The following is a 16,864-nucleotide window of genomic DNA, read 5'->3' as shown; positions in this document are numbered from 1 at the left end:
GAAGACAGAGAAAAATTGCATTTTGGTATAAAACAAGAAAAACACTGCTATTTATGCAAGCATAAAGCTATGTTAAAATAGCTTTCAGAAAAAAGAAACCAGAGAATAAGTATTGGAGAACCCGGATAGCCATATCAGTTAAATGGGTGATATCCGACTTATCAAATAAAAGGAAAAGGAAGGAGCATTACAAGATGCGCAACAGAAGTAAATGGATCCTCTGTATGGGACTTGCCTTTACCATGGCAGCTTCCGTTACATTGAGCGGATGCGGCACAGGTAAAAAGGACAGCGGAAAGACAGAGATCGAACTTGTGCAGTATAAACCGGAAGCGGTTAAGGCATTTGAAAAACTGGAAGAAAAATTCAATGCCACTCATGATGATATCCATCTTACCATCGAATCACCAAACGATGCTATGACTGTATTGAAGACAAGATTTATCCGTGAGGATAATCCGGATATCATTGGAATCGGAGGCGATGTTAACTTTTCCAATTTTATTGATTCTGATATGCTGATGGATATTTCCGATTATCAGGGACTGGATTCGATCAAAGATGCATATAAAGAAATTGATAAAGCGCTGGAATTCGTTCCGGAAGACGGAGTCTATGCGGTTCCTTACGTGGCCAATGCCGCCGGAATCCTTTACAATCGTGAGCTTTTCAAGGAGCATGGCTGGCAGATCCCGACTACATGGGATGAATTTATGAGCCTTTGCCAGGAAATTCAGGATGCAGGTATCCAGCCGCTTTATTTCGGATTTAAAGATACCTGGACCTGTCTTGCACCGTGGAATTCTATTGCGGTAGATCTTGCACCAGCCGATGTATGCCGCCAGGTAAACCAGGGAAACACTACTTTTGCAAAAGAGTATAAGGAAGTAGCAGACCGTATGCTGGAGCTTATCCAGTATGGACCGGATGATCCCTTTGCCTATGATTACAATGGAGCCTGCACCGCTTTTGCAAAAGGGGAGGCTGCCATGTATCCCATCGGAAGCTATGCGATCCCGCAGATCCAGAGTGTAAATCCGGATATGGATATTGATTCTTTTGTAACACCGGCAAGCAATGATCCGTCAGAAAACAAACTGAATTCCGGAGTTGACCTTCAGTTCTGTGTGATGGATAACTGTGAGAATAAGGAAGCTGCATATGAAGTGCTGGATTTCCTTCTTGAGGATGAGAATATACAGACATATCTGGATGACCAGAAGGCAGTTCCCTGTAAAGAGGGTGATTTCACACTTCCCTCTACTCTGGATGGTATGAAGGAATATATAGAAGAGGGAAGGATGGCCGACTACCAGGATCATTATTATCCTACAGAGATGGCTGTGGATGCACAGATCCAGACCTTCCTGATGAAAAAGGATAAAGATGCATTCCTGAAAAAATTTGATACAGACTGGACAAGATATAACCGTGACATTATCCGTAAAGTACAGGACTATGAGGAGAAGAACGGGGAAGGAGAGAACTGATCATGGGAAAAAAATCTATGAGTGGAAGAAAGCTGACCTTTCTTCTGATCACCATTCCGATCGTGGCATTATTTTTCTGCTTTAACACACTGCCTCTGATCAAGGGTGTGATCTACAGCTTTACGAACTTTAAAGGCTATGGAAGCTATGACTGGGTAGGACTTCGAAACTATAAGGATCTTTTTACAGACAGCCGTGTTGGCGGTTCCTATCTGTTTACCTTTAAGCTGGCCATCGTGGCAACTATCGTAACGAATGTACTCAGCCTGATCCTGGCACTTGGACTGAATAGCAAGATCCGTTTCAAGAGTGCACTGCGTGGAGCTTATTTTATTCCTAATGTACTTGGCGCACTGGTCGTAGGATATATTTTCAATTATTTCTTTACATATATCCTGCCTGCATTCGGAAAGATGATCGGAAATAAAACATTGTCTTCCAGCATGCTTTCCAGTACGAGCCTGGCATGGGTTGCCATCGTGATCGTGTGTGCATGGCAGTCCATTGCAATGAATACGATCATCTACATTTCCGGTCTTCAGACAGTGCCGGAGGATGTATACGAAGCAGGCGCTATTGATGGTGCTACCGGATTCAGCAAGTTCCGTTACCTGACATTCCCGCTGATCGTTCCGTTTTTCAGCATCAACATGGTTCTCTGTGTGAAAAACTTCCTGATGGTATTTGATCAGATCATGGCTTTGACAAAGGGTGGTCCTGCACAGAGTACAGAATCTATTTCTTACCTGATCTATAACAATGGTATGAGTGGAGGACAGTTTGGATTCCAGAGTGCCAATGCGGTTATATTCTTTATTGTGATCGTGATCATTTCTGCAATGCAGTTGACTATCACAGGGAAAAAGGAGGAGCAGCTGTAATGAAAACGAAAGTAAGAGAAAAAGCGAACTGGCCGATAACGATCCTTCTGATCCTTGGCCTTATCACAGTGGTATTTCCGCTTTATATGACAATTGTGATCGCATTCAAGCAGCCGACAGAGATGACCAACAGTGTAGCCGGGATCCTGTCTCTGCCAGAGAAATTCAGTCTTGCCAATTTCAGGGAAGCTATGGAGGTAACAGACTTCTGGCATTCTCTTGGAAACAGTGTATTGATCACTGTGATCACAGTGGTTCTTGCTATTGTAATTCATTCACTTTTAGGTTATGCTATAGCCAGAAACAAGAGAAGTAAATTTTATAAATTTATCTATCTCTATGTAGTGAGCGGTATGTTTGTTCCGTTTGCTATCCTGATGATGCCGCTTGTAAAGCAGACTGCTGAGATGGGCCTTGATAACAAAGTCGGTGTGATCATTCTTTATACGGTATTTTATATGCCTATGAACGTGCTTCTTTATTCCGGATATCTGACAAACATTCCAATGGCCCTTGAGGAGGCGGCCTGTGTGGATGGAGCCAGCACCTGGAAAACATATTGGAAGATCATCTTTCCGATCATGAAGCCGATGCATGCCACAGTGGCAGTTCTGACAGCACTTGGAACCTGGAATGATGTTATGACTCCACTGGTTATCATGTCCGGATCTACGGGTGGAACCACATTGCCCCTGGCACAGCTGAATTTCCAGACTCAGTTCGGAACAAACTATAACCTTGCGTTTGCCTCTTATCTGCTGGCACTGCTTCCGATCCTTCTGTTTTATCTGATCTGCCAGAAGCACATTTTAAATGGTGTTGTAAACGGTGCCGTAAAATAAAAACACAAGAAAAAGGAGGATTCACATATGGGAATCATCTACTGCGAGAAAGACAGAACGTTTACCCTGCAGACAAAAGAAACTACATATCAGATGCAGGTGGATCAGTACGGATTTCTTCTTCATCTCTATTATGGTAAAAAGGCAGAAGGCTGCATGGATTATCTTCTGACCTACTATGACAGAGGATTTTCCGGAAATCCCTATGATGCGGGAACAGACAGAACCTATTCCATGGACTCTCTTCCACAGGAGCTTTCCTGCTACGGAAACGGAGATTTCCGCAGTGCATCACTGATGCTGGAAAACGGTGACGGAAGCATGAGCTGTGATATGCGTTACAAGAACTATACTATCCGTGACGGTAAATACAGCCTTCCGGGGCTTCCGGCGGTTTATGCAGATAATGATGAGGCACAGACTCTGGAGATCGTACTGGAGGATCCGGCTACCGGCGTGGAGGCCATGCTTCTTTACGGTGTACTTCCGGAACTGGATATCATTACAAGAAGCGTCTATATCCGCAATCAGAGCAGTGAGAAGATCTATGTGAACAAGGTGATGTCCGCAGAACTGGATTTTCTTTACGGAGATTATGACCTGCTTACTTTTTACGGAAGACATGCCATGGAGCGGAATCTGCAGAGAGTACCGGTGGCTCATGGAAGTCAGATGATCGGCAGTGTCCGTGGCACATCCAGCCATCAGTATAATCCGATGATGATCCTGGCAGAGAAGGACACAACAGAGGATCATGGAGGCTGCTATGCTATGTCCTTTGTATACAGCGGAAATTTCCAGGGTGAGGTTCTTAAAGATCAGTACAATCAGACAAGAATGCTCCTTGGTGTACAGGAGGAGTGCTTCCGGTATCCGCTGGAAGCCGGGGAGACCTTCTATGCACCTGAGGTGATCTTAAGCTACACAGATCAGGGAATGAACTGTCTTTCCCAGAATCTGCACAGCTGCATCCGTCATCATATCTGCCGTGGTAAATATAAGACAGAGGTCCGTCCGGTGCTGGTAAACAGCTGGGAGGCAGCATATTTTGATTTTACAGGGGAGACTTTATATAATCTGGCAAAAGAGGCAAGGAGCCTTGGTATCGATATGCTGGTTCTGGATGACGGCTGGTTTGGAAAACGTGACGATGACAACAGTGGTCTTGGGGACTGGTATGTCAATGAGAAGAAGCTTGGAGAGACTCTCGGCGGACTGGTAAAAAGAGTCAATGACCTCGGAGTGAAATTCGGTATCTGGATCGAGCCTGAGATGATCTCTGAGGACAGTGATCTTTACCGCGAGCATCCGGACTGGGCACTTACGATTCCGGGAAGAAAACCAGTGAGATCCAGAAATCAGCTGGTACTTGATTTTTCCAGAAAAGAAGTTGTAGACGGAATCTTCGGACAGATCAGTGCGGTATTGGATAATGCCAATATTGAGTACGTTAAATGGGACATGAATCGAAGCCTGATGGATGTATTTTCCGTAATGACCAAGGATCAGGGACGTGTAATGTATGATTATGTTCTGGGATTGTACGATTTTCTGGACCGTATGGTGAACCGTTATCCGGATCTTCTGATCGAGGGCTGTAGCGGCGGCGGCGGAAGATTTGACGCAGGTATGCTGTATTATACACCGCAGATCTGGTGCAGCGACAACTCCGATGCTATTGACAGGCTTCGGATCCAGTATGGCACTTCCTTCGGATATCCGGTATCGGCCATGGGAGCACATGTATCTGCAGTGCCGAACCATCAGACAGGAAGGATCACTCCGTTACATACCAGAGGTGTGGTTGCCATGTCCGGAACCTTCGGCTACGAGCTGGATCTTCTGAAGCTGACTGAGGAAGAAAAAGATGAGGTCCGCAGCCAGATCGGGGAATTCCGTAAATATGCGCCACTGATCCAGAACGGACGGTACTATCGCCTGACAGATCCGTTTAAGAGTGAGGTCTGTGCATGGGAGATCGTTGGAAATTCTCAGGAAGAAGTTCTGCTCAATGTTGTCATGGAGGAGATCCATGGAAATATGACTGTGAATTATGTGCAGCTTCGCGGCCTTGATGAGAGTGCACTTTATAAGGAACAGACTACCGGCAGGATCTATTCCGGAGCTGCTCTGATGCATGGTGGAATGCCGCTTCCTGCAGAGTTTGGGGAGTACAGAGCTTATCAGTATCATTTTGTGAGAGAATAAGAGCGTATTGAGACAGTAAGATAAATAAAAGGATCCGTCATACAGACAGCTGAAAAAGCCGATGTATGGCGGATCTTTTTTATCATAGCTCAGTGTACGGTGATCTGATAGCTCTTGATAAATTCCTCATCCGGTTTCAGCACATTGATATTTGCTTTTTCGGAAAGAGGCTTTTCAAAACCACAGTCATCACAGCGTCCCATCCACGGCTCCAGGCATACGAAGGGAGCACCGGGTACGGACCAGATACCGAAATTCGGGAAGCCCTCACTGGTAAGTGTCAGATATGGAGTTCCGTCCGGGAAGAGGATACCGGCCTTTTGGATCTGGCCGTTATCAAAAACAAGAGCGTCTTTATCAAACATATGAGGAGCAATGGAACAGGTTCCGTTTTCAAGGGAAAGTGTATGTGGTTCGTCAGCAAGGACTGTTCCTACAGACGTATCGATAAGGAGATAGGTAAGAGTGTCCAGGCCTTCAAAAGCAAGACGGTAATCACTCTGGGATTCGCCTTCACGTACCGGAACACGGAATGCCGGATGGCCGCCGATGGTAAAATACATAGTTTCAGAATCATTATTAACTACTTCCCAGCATACTTCCAGGTCGTGCTTCTTCAGAGTGTAGGTGATCTTCAGAGCGAAAGCAAACGGATAAACATTCAAGGTTTCTTCAGAGGACTTAAGGACAAAGGAAAGGGAAGTATCGGTGATATCCGTGCAGATAAAATCGCTGTCCCTTGCAAAGCCGTGCTGGCTGGAAGGATATTCCTTTCCGTTCAGACGCCAGATATCTTTGTAGTTACGTCCCACGTTGGGAAAAAGTACAGGCGCATGGCGTTTCCAGTAAGCCGGATCTGCCTGCCAGAGGATCTCCCTGTCATTAGTCTTGTCATAGATGCCGGTGAGTTCAGCACCGTGATCGGAAACGGAAATCTTAAGAAAGCTGTTTTCAATCGTTCGTGTCATGATAAACCTCCTGTATGACAGCATTCGGGTAATATTACCTCGGAATTGCTGCATGTTTTTTTCTATTTTAGCACATTTTTCAGATGATAACGAGAAAAATACAATCTGTGAAAAATATAACTGGAAAATCTGTCATATTTCACAAGAGAAATTGCTGTTTTTTGGAAGAATAACCTTGACTAATGAAGGATAAATCTATAAAATAATTATGTGCGTAGAAAACATACATTTTTTATGTTTTAAAGAACAATAATTAGGAGGAAAATGTAAAATGGCAAAATGGGTTTACATGTTTACAGAAGGTAATGCTACTATGAGAAATCTTCTGGGCGGCAAAGGTGCCAACCTTGCTGAGATGACAAACCTCGGTCTTCCTGTACCGCAGGGCTTCACAATCACAACAGAGGCCTGCACACAGTACTACGAGGATGGCAGATCCATCAACGATGAGATCATGGCTCAGATCATGGAAGCAATTACCAAGATGGAAGGAGTTACCGGTAAGAAATTCGGTGACAAAGAAAATCCTCTGCTTGTATCCGTTCGTTCTGGTGCGAGAGCATCTATGCCTGGTATGATGGACACAATCCTCAACCTTGGTTTAAATGAAGAAGTTGTTAACACTCTTGCTGAGAAATCCGGCAATGAGCGTTGGGCTTGGGACTGCTACAGAAGATTCATCCAGATGTATTCTGACGTAGTTATGGAAGTTGGTAAGAAATACTTCGAGGAGCTCATCGATGAGATGAAAGCTAAGAGAGGTGTTAAGCAGGACGTTGAGCTTACAGCTGCTGACCTGCATGAGCTTGCTGACCAGTTCAAAGCTGAGTATAAATCCAAAATCGGTTCTGATTTCCCAACTGATCCGAAGGAGCAGCTGGTAGGTGCGATCAAAGCCGTATTCCGTTCCTGGGACAACCCACGTGCGAACGTATATCGTCGTGACAACGATATCCCATATTCCTGGGGTACAGCTGTTAACGTACAGATGATGGCATTCGGTAACATGGGTGACGACTGTGGTACAGGTGTTGCCTTCACACGTGACCCTGCTACAGGTGCTAACGGTCTGTTCGGTGAGTTCCTTACCAATGCACAGGGTGAGGACGTAGTTGCAGGTGTTCGTACACCTATGCACATCTCCGAGATGGAGCAGAAGTTCCCGGAAGCATTCGTACAGTTCAAACAGGTTTGCGAGACTCTTGAGAAACATTACAGAGACATGCAGGATATGGAGTTTACTGTAGAGCATGGTAAACTGTATATGCTTCAGACACGTAATGGTAAGAGAACTGCACAGGCTGCCCTTAAGATTGCTTGTGACCTCGTTGATGAGGGAATGAGAACTGAGGAAGAGGCTGTTGCAATGATCGATCCTCGTAACCTTGATACACTTCTTCATCCGCAGTTCGATGCAGCTGCTCTTAAAGCTGCTACACCGATGGGCAAAGGTCTTGGTGCTTCTCCAGGAGCTGCTTGCGGTAAGATCGTATTCTCTGCAGAGGACGCTGTTGAGTGGGCTGCAAGAGGAGAGAAAGTTGTTCTTGTTCGTCTTGAGACATCCCCAGAGGATATCACAGGTATGAAAGCTGCTCAGGGTATCCTGACAGTTCGTGGTGGTATGACATCTCACGCAGCCGTAGTTGCTCGTGGTATGGGATCCTGCTGTGTATCCGGATGTGGCGACATCGCTATGGATGAGGAGAACAAGAAATTTACACTTGCTGGTAAAGAGTTCCATGAGGGAGATGCAATCTCCATCGATGGTACAACAGGTAACATCTATGACGGACTTATCCCGACTGTAGATGCTAAGATCGCCGGTGAGTTCGGACGTATCATGGGATGGGCTGACAAGTACAGAACAATGAAAGTTCGTACAAACGCTGATACTCCTGCTGATGCTAAGAAAGCTCGTGAGCTTGGTGCAGAGGGAATCGGTCTTTGCCGTACAGAGCATATGTTCTTCGAGGGCAACAGAATCGATGCATTCCGTGAGATGATCTGCTCTGAGACAGTAGAGGAGAGAGAAGCAGCACTTGCTAAGATCCTTCCGGAGCAGCAGGGAGACTTCGAGAAACTCTATGAGGCACTTGAAGGAAATCCTGTAACAATCCGTTTCCTTGATCCGCCACTTCATGAGTTCGTTCCTACAGAGGAAGAGGACATCAAGAAACTGGCTGACGCTCAGGGCAAGACTGTTGAGCAGATCAAGACAATCATCGCTTCCCTTCACGAGTTCAACCCGATGATGGGACATCGTGGATGCCGTCTTGCTGTTACTTACCCAGAGATCGCTAAGATGCAGACAAGCGCTGTTATCCGTGCAGCTATCAACGTTAAGAAGAATCATCCGGATTGGAACATCAAACCGGAGATCATGATTCCGCTTGTTGGTGACATCAAAGAGCTTAAATATGTTAAGAAATTCGTTGTAGAGACAGCAGATGCTGAGATCAAAGCAGCTGGTTCTGACCTTGAGTACGAGGTTGGTACTATGATCGAGATCCCGAGAGCAGCTCTTACAGCTGATGATATCGCTAAAGAGGCTGACTTCTTCTGCTTCGGTACAAACGACCTTACACAGATGACATACGGATTCTCCCGTGATGATGCTGGTAAGTTCCTTAACGCATACTATGATGCTAAGATCTTCGAGAACGATCCATTCGCTAAACTTGATCAGGTTGGCGTTGGTAAACTTATGAAGATGGCAATCCAGCTTGGAAAACCGGTTAACCCGAAACTTCACGTAGGTATCTGCGGTGAGCACGGCGGAGATCCGTCTTCCGTAGAGTTCTGCAACGAGATCGGACTTGACTATGTATCCTGCTCACCGTTCCGTGTACCGATCGCTCGTCTTGCAGCAGCACAGGCAGCAATCGCTAAGAAGAACGCCTAAGCAGAACTTCATATTGCTTCAAGGCTGAAACTTCAGCCTGATCAAGCATAGAAAGCTTCTGGCAGTCTGTAGAAATACAGATTGTCAGGAGCTTTTTTTATACAGGGGAAAGAACCATGAAAAAGAAAATTTTTATTATCACAGGAATGATTCTGTGTATCCTGGCAGGAATAGTTATCGTGCCTTCCGTGATCAGAACCAGACAGGCAGTAAAAGAATTTGAAAAAGATTTTCATGCATCCGCCAATTCCGGGACAGATTCTGCAGGAACAGATTCTGAAGATGAACCGGCAGCAAAGAACGAAGAAGTTTCAGAGGAAGAAGAGAAGAAAGCGTTTGAGCTGGATACGTATTTGGATCACAGAGATATGACTCACCGGTTGTATATTTACGACATGGATTATATTGAAAAGGCCATTTCCTTTGAGAAAAAAAGCCTTCAGGATTTTGAGGAGGTGATCAGGCAGAATCCGAAAATCCCGGATAAATTCAAACCACTTATGGAAGAATACTGCAAATGTGTGTTTGAAAAATATCCGGATGTGGAACTTCGTCCTTTTTATCAGAATCTTCAGAGCCTGGAAGTTGTGGAATGTACAGAGGATGAACTGTTAAAAGTCAGCTGGGATGTTTATTCCTGCGGATGTTACGTGAAATCAGAGAATAAGATTTATGTGCTGAAAGATAAAGAATACGAAGAAGGAACCTGGGATTATCAGGTGATCTTCCATGAACTGAGCCATTGTCTGCGGGACAGCCATTATACAGATGAAGACGGAAACAAAGTATACATTCAATTTGCCGGACTGAATTATTATGATGTTCCCAATGCGGAGGCAATCAATTCCCTGTTTGCGGTCAGCCTTTTTGATTATGAGGAAAACGATATTGCCTATCAGATGCAGAGCAATGCCCATAAAATAATGATCGAATGTATGGACAATTATTCTCTGGATGATTATGTGAATCACAGTCTTGGATATTACGCAAAACAGCTGGATGAATATAATCAGGATGACAACTATGCAACAACGATCCTGACGCTGATGGATGAGCAGTACTACGATTACTACGATGAAAAGACATCGGAGAACCCGGAAAAATATTACCCGATCTATGATTATATTTCCAACATGTATCTGGGAAAACATCTGAACGCAGGGATGAGCCTGGAAGAAGCCAGAGGGATTATGGATGAGATGCTGGAAAAACTCCTCTTTGACGTCCCGGAGGAATATCATATAGATAGAGATCATTTTTATGAGTATCTGAAGAAGTATTATACAGAGAGATTTTCTGCCGCATAGCTGGAAGTTTTCCGTTTGCGATGATTCCGACAGTTTACGAAAAAAGGGATTCATGGTATCATGAAAGAAACAGGGCAGAGAATGCCAGAGGATAAGGAGAATTTTATGAACCAGGAATCACAGACACCGCATAAGAGGCGGGTACGATATAAAGGAAAATATCCGAAGAAATTTGAGGAGAAATATAAAGAGCTTCAGCCTGAGAAATATAAAGATACCATTGAACATGTGATCAGCAAGGGGAATACACCGGCGGGAATGCACATTTCCATTATGGTGAAGGAGATCATTGATTTTCTGGAGATCAAACCGGGGCAGGTTGGATTTGATGCCACACTTGGATATGGTGGACATACCAGAGCCATGCTGGAATGTCTGAAAGGCCAGGGTCATATGTATGCGACAGATGTGGACCCGGAAGAATCCGCCAAGACCAGAAAACGTCTGGCAGAGCAGGGTTTCGGGGAAGATATCCTGACAATTAAACTCCAGAATTTCTGTACCATTGATGAGATCGCGAAAGAAATCGGGGGCTTTGATTTTATCCTGGCGGATCTTGGGGTATCTTCCATGCAGATCGACAATCCAAAGAGAGGTTTTTCTTTTAAAGTGGACGGACCTCTGGATCTAAGACTGAACCAGGAGTCCGGGATCAGTGCGGCGGAGCGTCTGGATACCATTTCCAGAGAAGAACTTGCCGGAATGCTGGATGAGAATTCCGATGAGCCGTACTGTGAGGAAATCGCCAGAGCCATTACCGATGAGATCCGTAAGGGCAACCGCATAGATACCACCACGAAACTTCGGGAAGTGATCGAGAAGACTCTGGATTTTCTTCCGGAAAAAGAGAAAAAAGACACGGTCAAAAAAACATGCCAGAGGGTTTTCCAGGCGTTGCGTATCGATGTAAACCGGGAATTCGAGGTTCTCTATGATTTTATGGAAAAACTCCCCGGAGCTTTGAAACCAGGCGGACGTGTGGCAATCCTTACCTTCCATTCCGGAGAAGACAAACTGGTAAAGAAAGCACTGAAACAGGGATACAAAGAAGGAATTTATTCTGATTATTCCAAAGATGTGATCCGACCGTCTGCTCAGGAATGCGCTCAGAATGGACGTGCCAGATCAACGAAGATGCGCTGGGCGATAAAAGCATAAATGATGATCTCCATAAGCCATGGCAAAAAATAAGCCATGGCTTATTTTTTGAAAAAATTACAAATTTCTGTTCTGTATTTTGGAATAATTCCATACAAATTAAAAAATCACTGTGCTATCATGTTAAACAATTACAGTGACCTGGAAAAGTTAAAGATCAGATAAATATTTTTCGGGACACCACGAATTGGAAAGGAAAAAACATGGATATCACACTTGAAACAGCAGCAGATAAGCTGGTAAAAGAAATTTTTGGCGTGAAGCCTGAAGAAACTGTGATCATCACAGCAGATGATGATTCGGATGCATCGGTTGTAGAAGCAGTAAAAAACAGTGCAAAAAATGCAGGAGCACATGCAATGGTAATTTCAGTTCCCACACCAGGGGGAGTAGGAAAAGCAGCAGATCCGGATCTTCCGGTCGATGCGTTAAGTGCAGCACTTCTCTGTGCAGATGTATGGATCGAATTTAATCATCAGTGGCTTCTTTATTCCACACCATTTGAGCGTGCAGAAGCAGAGAACAAAAAAATGCGTTACATGTGTCTGGTAGATTTTAACCCTGACCTCATGATCCGTACCATCGGCAATGTGGAGACAGAGCAGCTCAAAAAATTTATGCTTGCGATCACTGAAAAAACAAAAAATGCAAAGAACATGCGTGTCACAACTCCGGCTGGATGTGATATATCATTTGAAATCGATCCTGGCCATTATACAGCATGTGACTGCGGAAACGCAACAGTACCAGGAATCCATATGCTTACAGGACAGATCAATGTTGTGCCGCGATTTGGAAGCATCAATGGCGTGATCGTTTTTGACGGATCTGTAACCCCACCTTTTGGAACCACACCGGATGCGCCGATCCGTCTTACAATTGAAAACAGTAAAATCGTAAAAATTGAAGGAGGCCGTGATGCAGCCATTTTTGAAGAGCATTTGAAAAGCTTTGAAGATGAGGGAATGTTCAAGCTTGCACATATTGCGTATGGGTTTAATCCAGGAGCGGTTCTTACCGGCAATATTGTGGAGGATGAGCGTGTATGGGGATCCACAGAGTGGGGAATTGGTTATGTCAGCCCATTTGACGCTCCGCCGCACGGACAGGATGCAAAATCCCACTGTGATGGCATTTGCCTGAATTCTTCTGTATGGCTTGATGGTGTACAGATCATGGATGAAGGGAGAATAACAGATCCATATCTGAAAGAGCTGGCTGCATTCAGAGAATAAATAATATGAACATATCTTTATTGCAGGTTTTAAATGCACCTTTGTTTGAGAATGTAAAAATTTTGTCAGGACGGGCCGGACTTGGCCGGATCGTAAAGCGGGCATCTGTTTTTGATGCGCCATTTAAAGAGGATGTGCTGGAGAAAGATATTCTGGCACCTGGAGATTTTTTTATCACATCTCTTTTGCAGTTTCAGCCGAAATCAGAAGAACTGATGCAGGTTCTGGCGCTTCTTGTAAAAGGAAACTGCAGTGGGCTCTGTGTGATGATGGAGGAGAGAGCAGAGCTTTTTTCGAAAGAAATGCTTGCTTTCTGTGAAGAGAAGCAGTTTCCTGTGATCTGTATGAGGGAAGATATTTCTTATGCAGAGGTCCTTGGAGTTATTAATCAATGTATCCTGGAAGAACAGACAAATGTGCTTAATCAGCTGAAACTGGATAAGATCCTAGCATCGAGGACTCTGCCCCAGGAGCGAATGAAGATCCTTTTTAGCATTAATCCGGGGATCAGGGAGTACGTACAGGCTGTTTATATCCGGGATGAACGGCGGAAGATCACACAAAGAAAAAAAACAGGAGAAGTCTGTTCATCTTTTGATATATTTATTCCGGCGGATAACTATGATATCTGTATTTTGAGTGCAGATTCCAGGAAGGAACTGGAACAGCATAAAAATGTAGTGTGTGAACAGCTTTTGAGAAGCTATCATAACCGCAGACTTGGAATTGGCAGACCTTATGCCAGATACAGAGTAGAACGAACACTTCTTGAAGCAGGAGACGCCCTGGACATGGCACAGGCATCGGACCGGAGGCAGCAGGTCTATGATCCATTGTCTCCGCAGCAGCTTCTTTTGCCTATCAGGGGAAGTCGGGAAATGCAGGAATTTTATGACGAATTTTGTCGAGAGATTGCGGCGAAAACAACGGAAGAAGGCATGGAGGACATGCTTCTTACAACAAGGGCGTATGTACAGTGCAATGGAGATTTTAAAAAAACTGCCAAAAAACTGAAACAGCACGAGAATACGATCCGTTATCGTATTAACCGTCTGAGAAATTATCTTGATGTGGAAGAACAGCCGTTGCTTTTTCATGAGATCATTTCTCTGGCTGTGCGGATCGAATCTATGCTGGAGATAAAAAAGAATAAAGAGGTATGAGAGTGGAACAGGAAAAGAAAACAGGAAATGTGGAATCTGTCACATTGGAACAGGTTCCGATGGAAGAGAGAAAAAGCTGGGCAGATGTTGCCATGATCCAGGCGGGAATTATGATCTGTGTGCCCAGTCTGATGCTGGGAGGAATCCTGGCAGAGTCTATGCCGATGTCTCAGGCCATCTGGTCAGGGGTAATCGGATATGCAGTGATCGTGGCGTTGATGATATTTTGTGGAATCATGGGAAGTGATCTTGGTGTACCGACATGTGTTGTTGCATCTGGCGTTTTTGGAAAACAGGGATCATCAAAGCTGATCTCTGCATTATTTATGATCTCCATGATCGGTTGGTTTGCAGTGCAGAACGGTGTCTGTGGCTCTGCATTTTCCAATCTGATCGAAGCAAGCACAGGAGTAAAAATCCCGATTCCGGTATCAACGGTTGTGTGGGGAATAATCATGCTGGTTACAGCTGTATATGGAATCAATGCTCTGGATAAACTGAATAAGATTGCCATTCCTGCACTTGTGATCGTAACTGTGATCGGGTGTGTGGTAGCAATCCAGCGTTTCGGAACCGGAAATTTAAGTATGACTATCGAAGATCCGGCCATGAGCTTTGCAGATGGAGTTGTACTTACTATCAGTTTTATGGCCACCGGCGCCTTGAATGCACCTGATTTTACCAGATATCAGAGAACAAGAAAAGATACAGTCCTTTCTTCTGCTATCGGTGTGATGCCGGCAGGAATGGCTATGCTTATTCTCGGAGCGGTAATGACGAGAATTGCCCAGCAGTATGACATTTCACTTGTATTTTCTAATATTGGCCTTCCGTTCCTTGGAATGGTCGTACTGATCCTGGCAACCTGGACAACGAATACTACCAATGCCTACAGTGCAGGCTTAAATGCAGTTATGGTATTCAATCTGAAAGAAAGCGGCCGTTCTATGGCAACGGTTATACTTGGAGCTGTGGGAACAGTTCTGGCAGCTGTTGGTGTAGCCGGAAATTTTGAGGGATTTCTTACACTTCTTGGAAATGCGTTTATGCCGATCATTGCTCTGTTTATTGTGGAATACTGGAGCCTTGGGAAAGGAAAAGCAGAGAACTTTACATTACGTGAAGGATGGTCAGTGGCTGGAATCGTGACCTGGGCTCTTGGTTTTGCAGCTACGTTTTTGACTGTGGGAATTTCTTTTATCAATGGAATGCTGGTTTCCGGAATCCTGTATCTGGTGTGGAGACTGGTAAAAAAAGGTGATAAATAAATGGCTAGAGAATATGTAGAAAAAAATACAGCGGAAATGGTCAGATGTCTAAAAGAACTGGTAGCTATTCCCGGGATTTTTGAGGATGCACCATCTAAAGGAGCACCTTTTGGAAAAAATATCCAAAAATCTCTGGAGTACGTCCTTAGAATGGGACAGCAAATGGGATTTCAGGTAAAAAATTATGATGGTTATGCCGGAGAGATCACTGCCGGAGAGGGAAACAGGATGATCGGAATCCTCTGCCATACAGATGTGGTCAGTGCAGGAGAGGGATGGAACACAGATCCGTTTGATCCTGTGGAAAAAGATGGAAAGCTTTATGGAAGAGGAACTTCAGATGATAAAGGCCCTCTGGTGTCTTCACTTTTTGCTATGAAATATCTTGCAGATAATCAGTTGATTCCAAAAGATACCTGTCTTCGCATGATTGTGGGAACCGATGAGGAAGAGAGCTGGCAATGTATTCGTTATTATCTGGATCATGCAGAAATACTTCCACAGGTATCTATCGTACCAGATGCTAATTTTCCACTTTTATACTGCGAAAAAGGACTTCTTGACTTTGATCTTTCTTCTGTGGAATCTGTGGATGAAAGAGCAGAGATACAAATTGTGGAATTAAAAGGTGGACGTAGCAGAAATATTGTTCCGGACGAGGCGTCCTGTCTTCTGAAATGTGAAGATCCGAAGGCGGCAGTAAAAAGCATTGCGCTTCCGGAACAGGTTACAGCAAAGATCACAGATGGATTTTTGAAATTGTCAGTCAGAGGGATCAGTACACATTGTATGAGTCCGGAAAAAGGGTTTAATGCAGTTTCCTGTCTTCTGGAAACGCTGGGACAATTTGGCGAAAAACTTTCTCATGCTTCTTATATGAAATGTTTTCATCAGGCCATAGGAATGGATTATGACGGAGAGCGTCTGGGCTGTGCCATGGAGGATTCCGCAGGGGCACTGACGTTTAATGTGGGAACTGTGAATATGGATGAAAATGGAAGGATTTTTCTGCAGTGTAATATTCGTTATCCTGCATCTGTGGAGTATAATGATATTCGGGAGTTGCTGGAGAGACAGCTGAAAAAATATGGCTTCTTTTATAATGAAGTAGATTATCTGGCTCCGGTGTACCATAAAAAGGACTCAGCACTGATCCGGTGTCTGATGGAGGCCTATCAGGAAGTGACAGGGGATATGGATACAGAGCCAATGGCTATTGGCGGAGCTACCTATGCAAGGGCACTTCCTAATGCTGTGGCATTTGGGCCGCTGTTTCCGTATGAGGAAGAACTGGCTCATGAAGCAAATGAATTTTTAAGCATTGAGAGTCTGCAGAAAATGACCGAAATTTTTGTAAAAGGTCTTTACAAACTGATGACAGAATATAGATAAAAACATTAAAGAAACAAACTATAGAAATATCCTGGAATGCGTTGACATCC

12 protein-coding genes are annotated in these 16,864 nt (G+C 44.4%); 11 read left to right on the top strand and 1 reads right to left on the bottom strand.

Annotated elements, in window-relative coordinates:
* Nucleotides 1–194: 194 nt before the first annotated feature.
* The 4 genes from G5B06_RS10520 to G5B06_RS10505 are packed head-to-tail and all read left to right on the top strand — an operon-like array spanning nucleotide 195 to nucleotide 5,421.
* On the top strand, nucleotides 195–1,490 hold the full coding sequence (locus tag G5B06_RS10520; RefSeq protein WP_173772016.1) for an ABC transporter substrate-binding protein: 1,296 nt from the start codon (nucleotides 195–197) through the stop codon (nucleotides 1,488–1,490).
* Nucleotides 1,491–1,492: 2 nt separating this feature from the next.
* A complete protein-coding gene (locus G5B06_RS10515) occupies nucleotides 1,493–2,371 on the top strand; it encodes a carbohydrate ABC transporter permease (protein ID WP_114001452.1) in 879 nt (292 codons plus the stop codon).
* Complete coding sequence (locus tag G5B06_RS10510) at nucleotides 2,371–3,213, top strand: carbohydrate ABC transporter permease (RefSeq protein ID WP_021651004.1); 843 nt, start codon at nucleotides 2,371–2,373, stop codon at nucleotides 3,211–3,213. The genes G5B06_RS10515 and G5B06_RS10510 overlap by 1 nt, the downstream gene beginning before the upstream one ends.
* Nucleotides 3,214–3,240: 27 nt before the next feature.
* A complete protein-coding gene (locus tag G5B06_RS10505; RefSeq protein ID WP_059085209.1) occupies nucleotides 3,241–5,421 on the top strand; it encodes an alpha-galactosidase in 2,181 nt (726 codons plus the stop codon).
* A gap of 89 nt (nucleotides 5,422–5,510) precedes the next feature.
* On the opposite strand, the gene G5B06_RS10500 is transcribed toward G5B06_RS10505, so the two are convergent.
* Entirely contained in the window at nucleotides 5,511–6,389 is an 879-nt protein-coding gene (locus G5B06_RS10500) for an aldose 1-epimerase family protein (protein ID WP_015525818.1), read from the bottom strand.
* A 271-nt stretch (nucleotides 6,390–6,660) separates the two neighbouring features.
* On the opposite strand from G5B06_RS10500, the gene ppdK reads away from it, so the two are divergent.
* The 7 genes from ppdK to pepV all read left to right on the top strand — a co-directional run bounded on the left by ppdK (nucleotide 6,661) and on the right by pepV (nucleotide 16,814).
* Complete coding sequence (gene ppdK, locus G5B06_RS10495) at nucleotides 6,661–9,291, top strand: pyruvate, phosphate dikinase (RefSeq protein WP_059085207.1); 2,631 nt, start codon at nucleotides 6,661–6,663, stop codon at nucleotides 9,289–9,291.
* Nucleotides 9,292–9,407: 116 nt separating this feature from the next.
* The gene (locus G5B06_RS10490; RefSeq protein ID WP_173772012.1) at nucleotides 9,408–10,598 is read left to right on the top strand and encodes a hypothetical protein; all 1,191 of its coding nucleotides are present in this window, start codon (nucleotides 9,408–9,410) and stop codon (nucleotides 10,596–10,598) included.
* Between the two features lie 105 nt (nucleotides 10,599–10,703).
* A complete protein-coding gene (gene rsmH / locus G5B06_RS10485; protein WP_173772011.1) occupies nucleotides 10,704–11,756 on the top strand; it encodes a 16S rRNA (cytosine(1402)-N(4))-methyltransferase RsmH in 1,053 nt (350 codons plus the stop codon).
* A gap of 203 nt (nucleotides 11,757–11,959) precedes the next feature.
* On the top strand, nucleotides 11,960–12,991 hold the full coding sequence (locus G5B06_RS10480; protein ID WP_021977541.1) for a hypothetical protein: 1,032 nt from the start codon (nucleotides 11,960–11,962) through the stop codon (nucleotides 12,989–12,991).
* Nucleotides 12,992–12,996: 5 nt separating this feature from the next.
* Entirely contained in the window at nucleotides 12,997–14,154 is a 1,158-nt protein-coding gene (locus tag G5B06_RS10475) for a PucR family transcriptional regulator (RefSeq protein WP_021977542.1), read from the top strand.
* 2 nt (nucleotides 14,155–14,156) lie between these two features.
* Nucleotides 14,157–15,422, top strand: coding sequence for a cytosine permease (locus G5B06_RS10470; RefSeq protein WP_059085206.1), 1,266 nt, complete (start codon nucleotides 14,157–14,159; stop codon nucleotides 15,420–15,422).
* Nucleotides 15,423–16,814, top strand: a complete 1,392-nt coding sequence (gene pepV, locus G5B06_RS10465) for a dipeptidase PepV (RefSeq protein ID WP_021977544.1) — start codon at nucleotides 15,423–15,425, stop codon at nucleotides 16,812–16,814.
* Nucleotides 16,815–16,864 lie beyond the last annotated feature (50 nt).

The sequence above is a fragment of the Blautia luti genome, from assembly GCF_013304735.1.
Lineage (GTDB): Bacteria > Bacillota > Clostridia > Lachnospirales > Lachnospiraceae > Blautia_A.
Note: the sequence above shows the minus strand (reverse complement) of the source record. Positions and strands in the feature narration are given on the sequence as shown.

Coding starts and splice junctions, on each gene's coding strand:
- G5B06_RS10520 (WP_173772016.1), top strand. CDS start 195: ATGCGCAACAGAAGTAAATGGATCCTCTGTATGGGACTTGCCTTTACC.
- G5B06_RS10515 (WP_114001452.1), top strand. CDS start 1,493: ATGGGAAAAAAATCTATGAGTGGAAGAAAGCTGACCTTTCTTCTGATC.
- G5B06_RS10510 (WP_021651004.1), top strand. CDS start 2,371: ATGAAAACGAAAGTAAGAGAAAAAGCGAACTGGCCGATAACGATCCTT.
- G5B06_RS10505 (WP_059085209.1), top strand. CDS start 3,241: ATGGGAATCATCTACTGCGAGAAAGACAGAACGTTTACCCTGCAGACA.
- G5B06_RS10500 (WP_015525818.1), bottom strand. CDS start 6,389: ATGACACGAACGATTGAAAACAGCTTTCTTAAGATTTCCGTTTCCGAT.
- ppdK (WP_059085207.1), top strand. CDS start 6,661: ATGGCAAAATGGGTTTACATGTTTACAGAAGGTAATGCTACTATGAGA.
- G5B06_RS10490 (WP_173772012.1), top strand. CDS start 9,408: ATGAAAAAGAAAATTTTTATTATCACAGGAATGATTCTGTGTATCCTG.
- rsmH (WP_173772011.1), top strand. CDS start 10,704: ATGAACCAGGAATCACAGACACCGCATAAGAGGCGGGTACGATATAAA.
- G5B06_RS10480 (WP_021977541.1), top strand. CDS start 11,960: ATGGATATCACACTTGAAACAGCAGCAGATAAGCTGGTAAAAGAAATT.
- G5B06_RS10475 (WP_021977542.1), top strand. CDS start 12,997: ATGAACATATCTTTATTGCAGGTTTTAAATGCACCTTTGTTTGAGAAT.
- pepV (WP_021977544.1), top strand. CDS start 15,423: ATGGCTAGAGAATATGTAGAAAAAAATACAGCGGAAATGGTCAGATGT.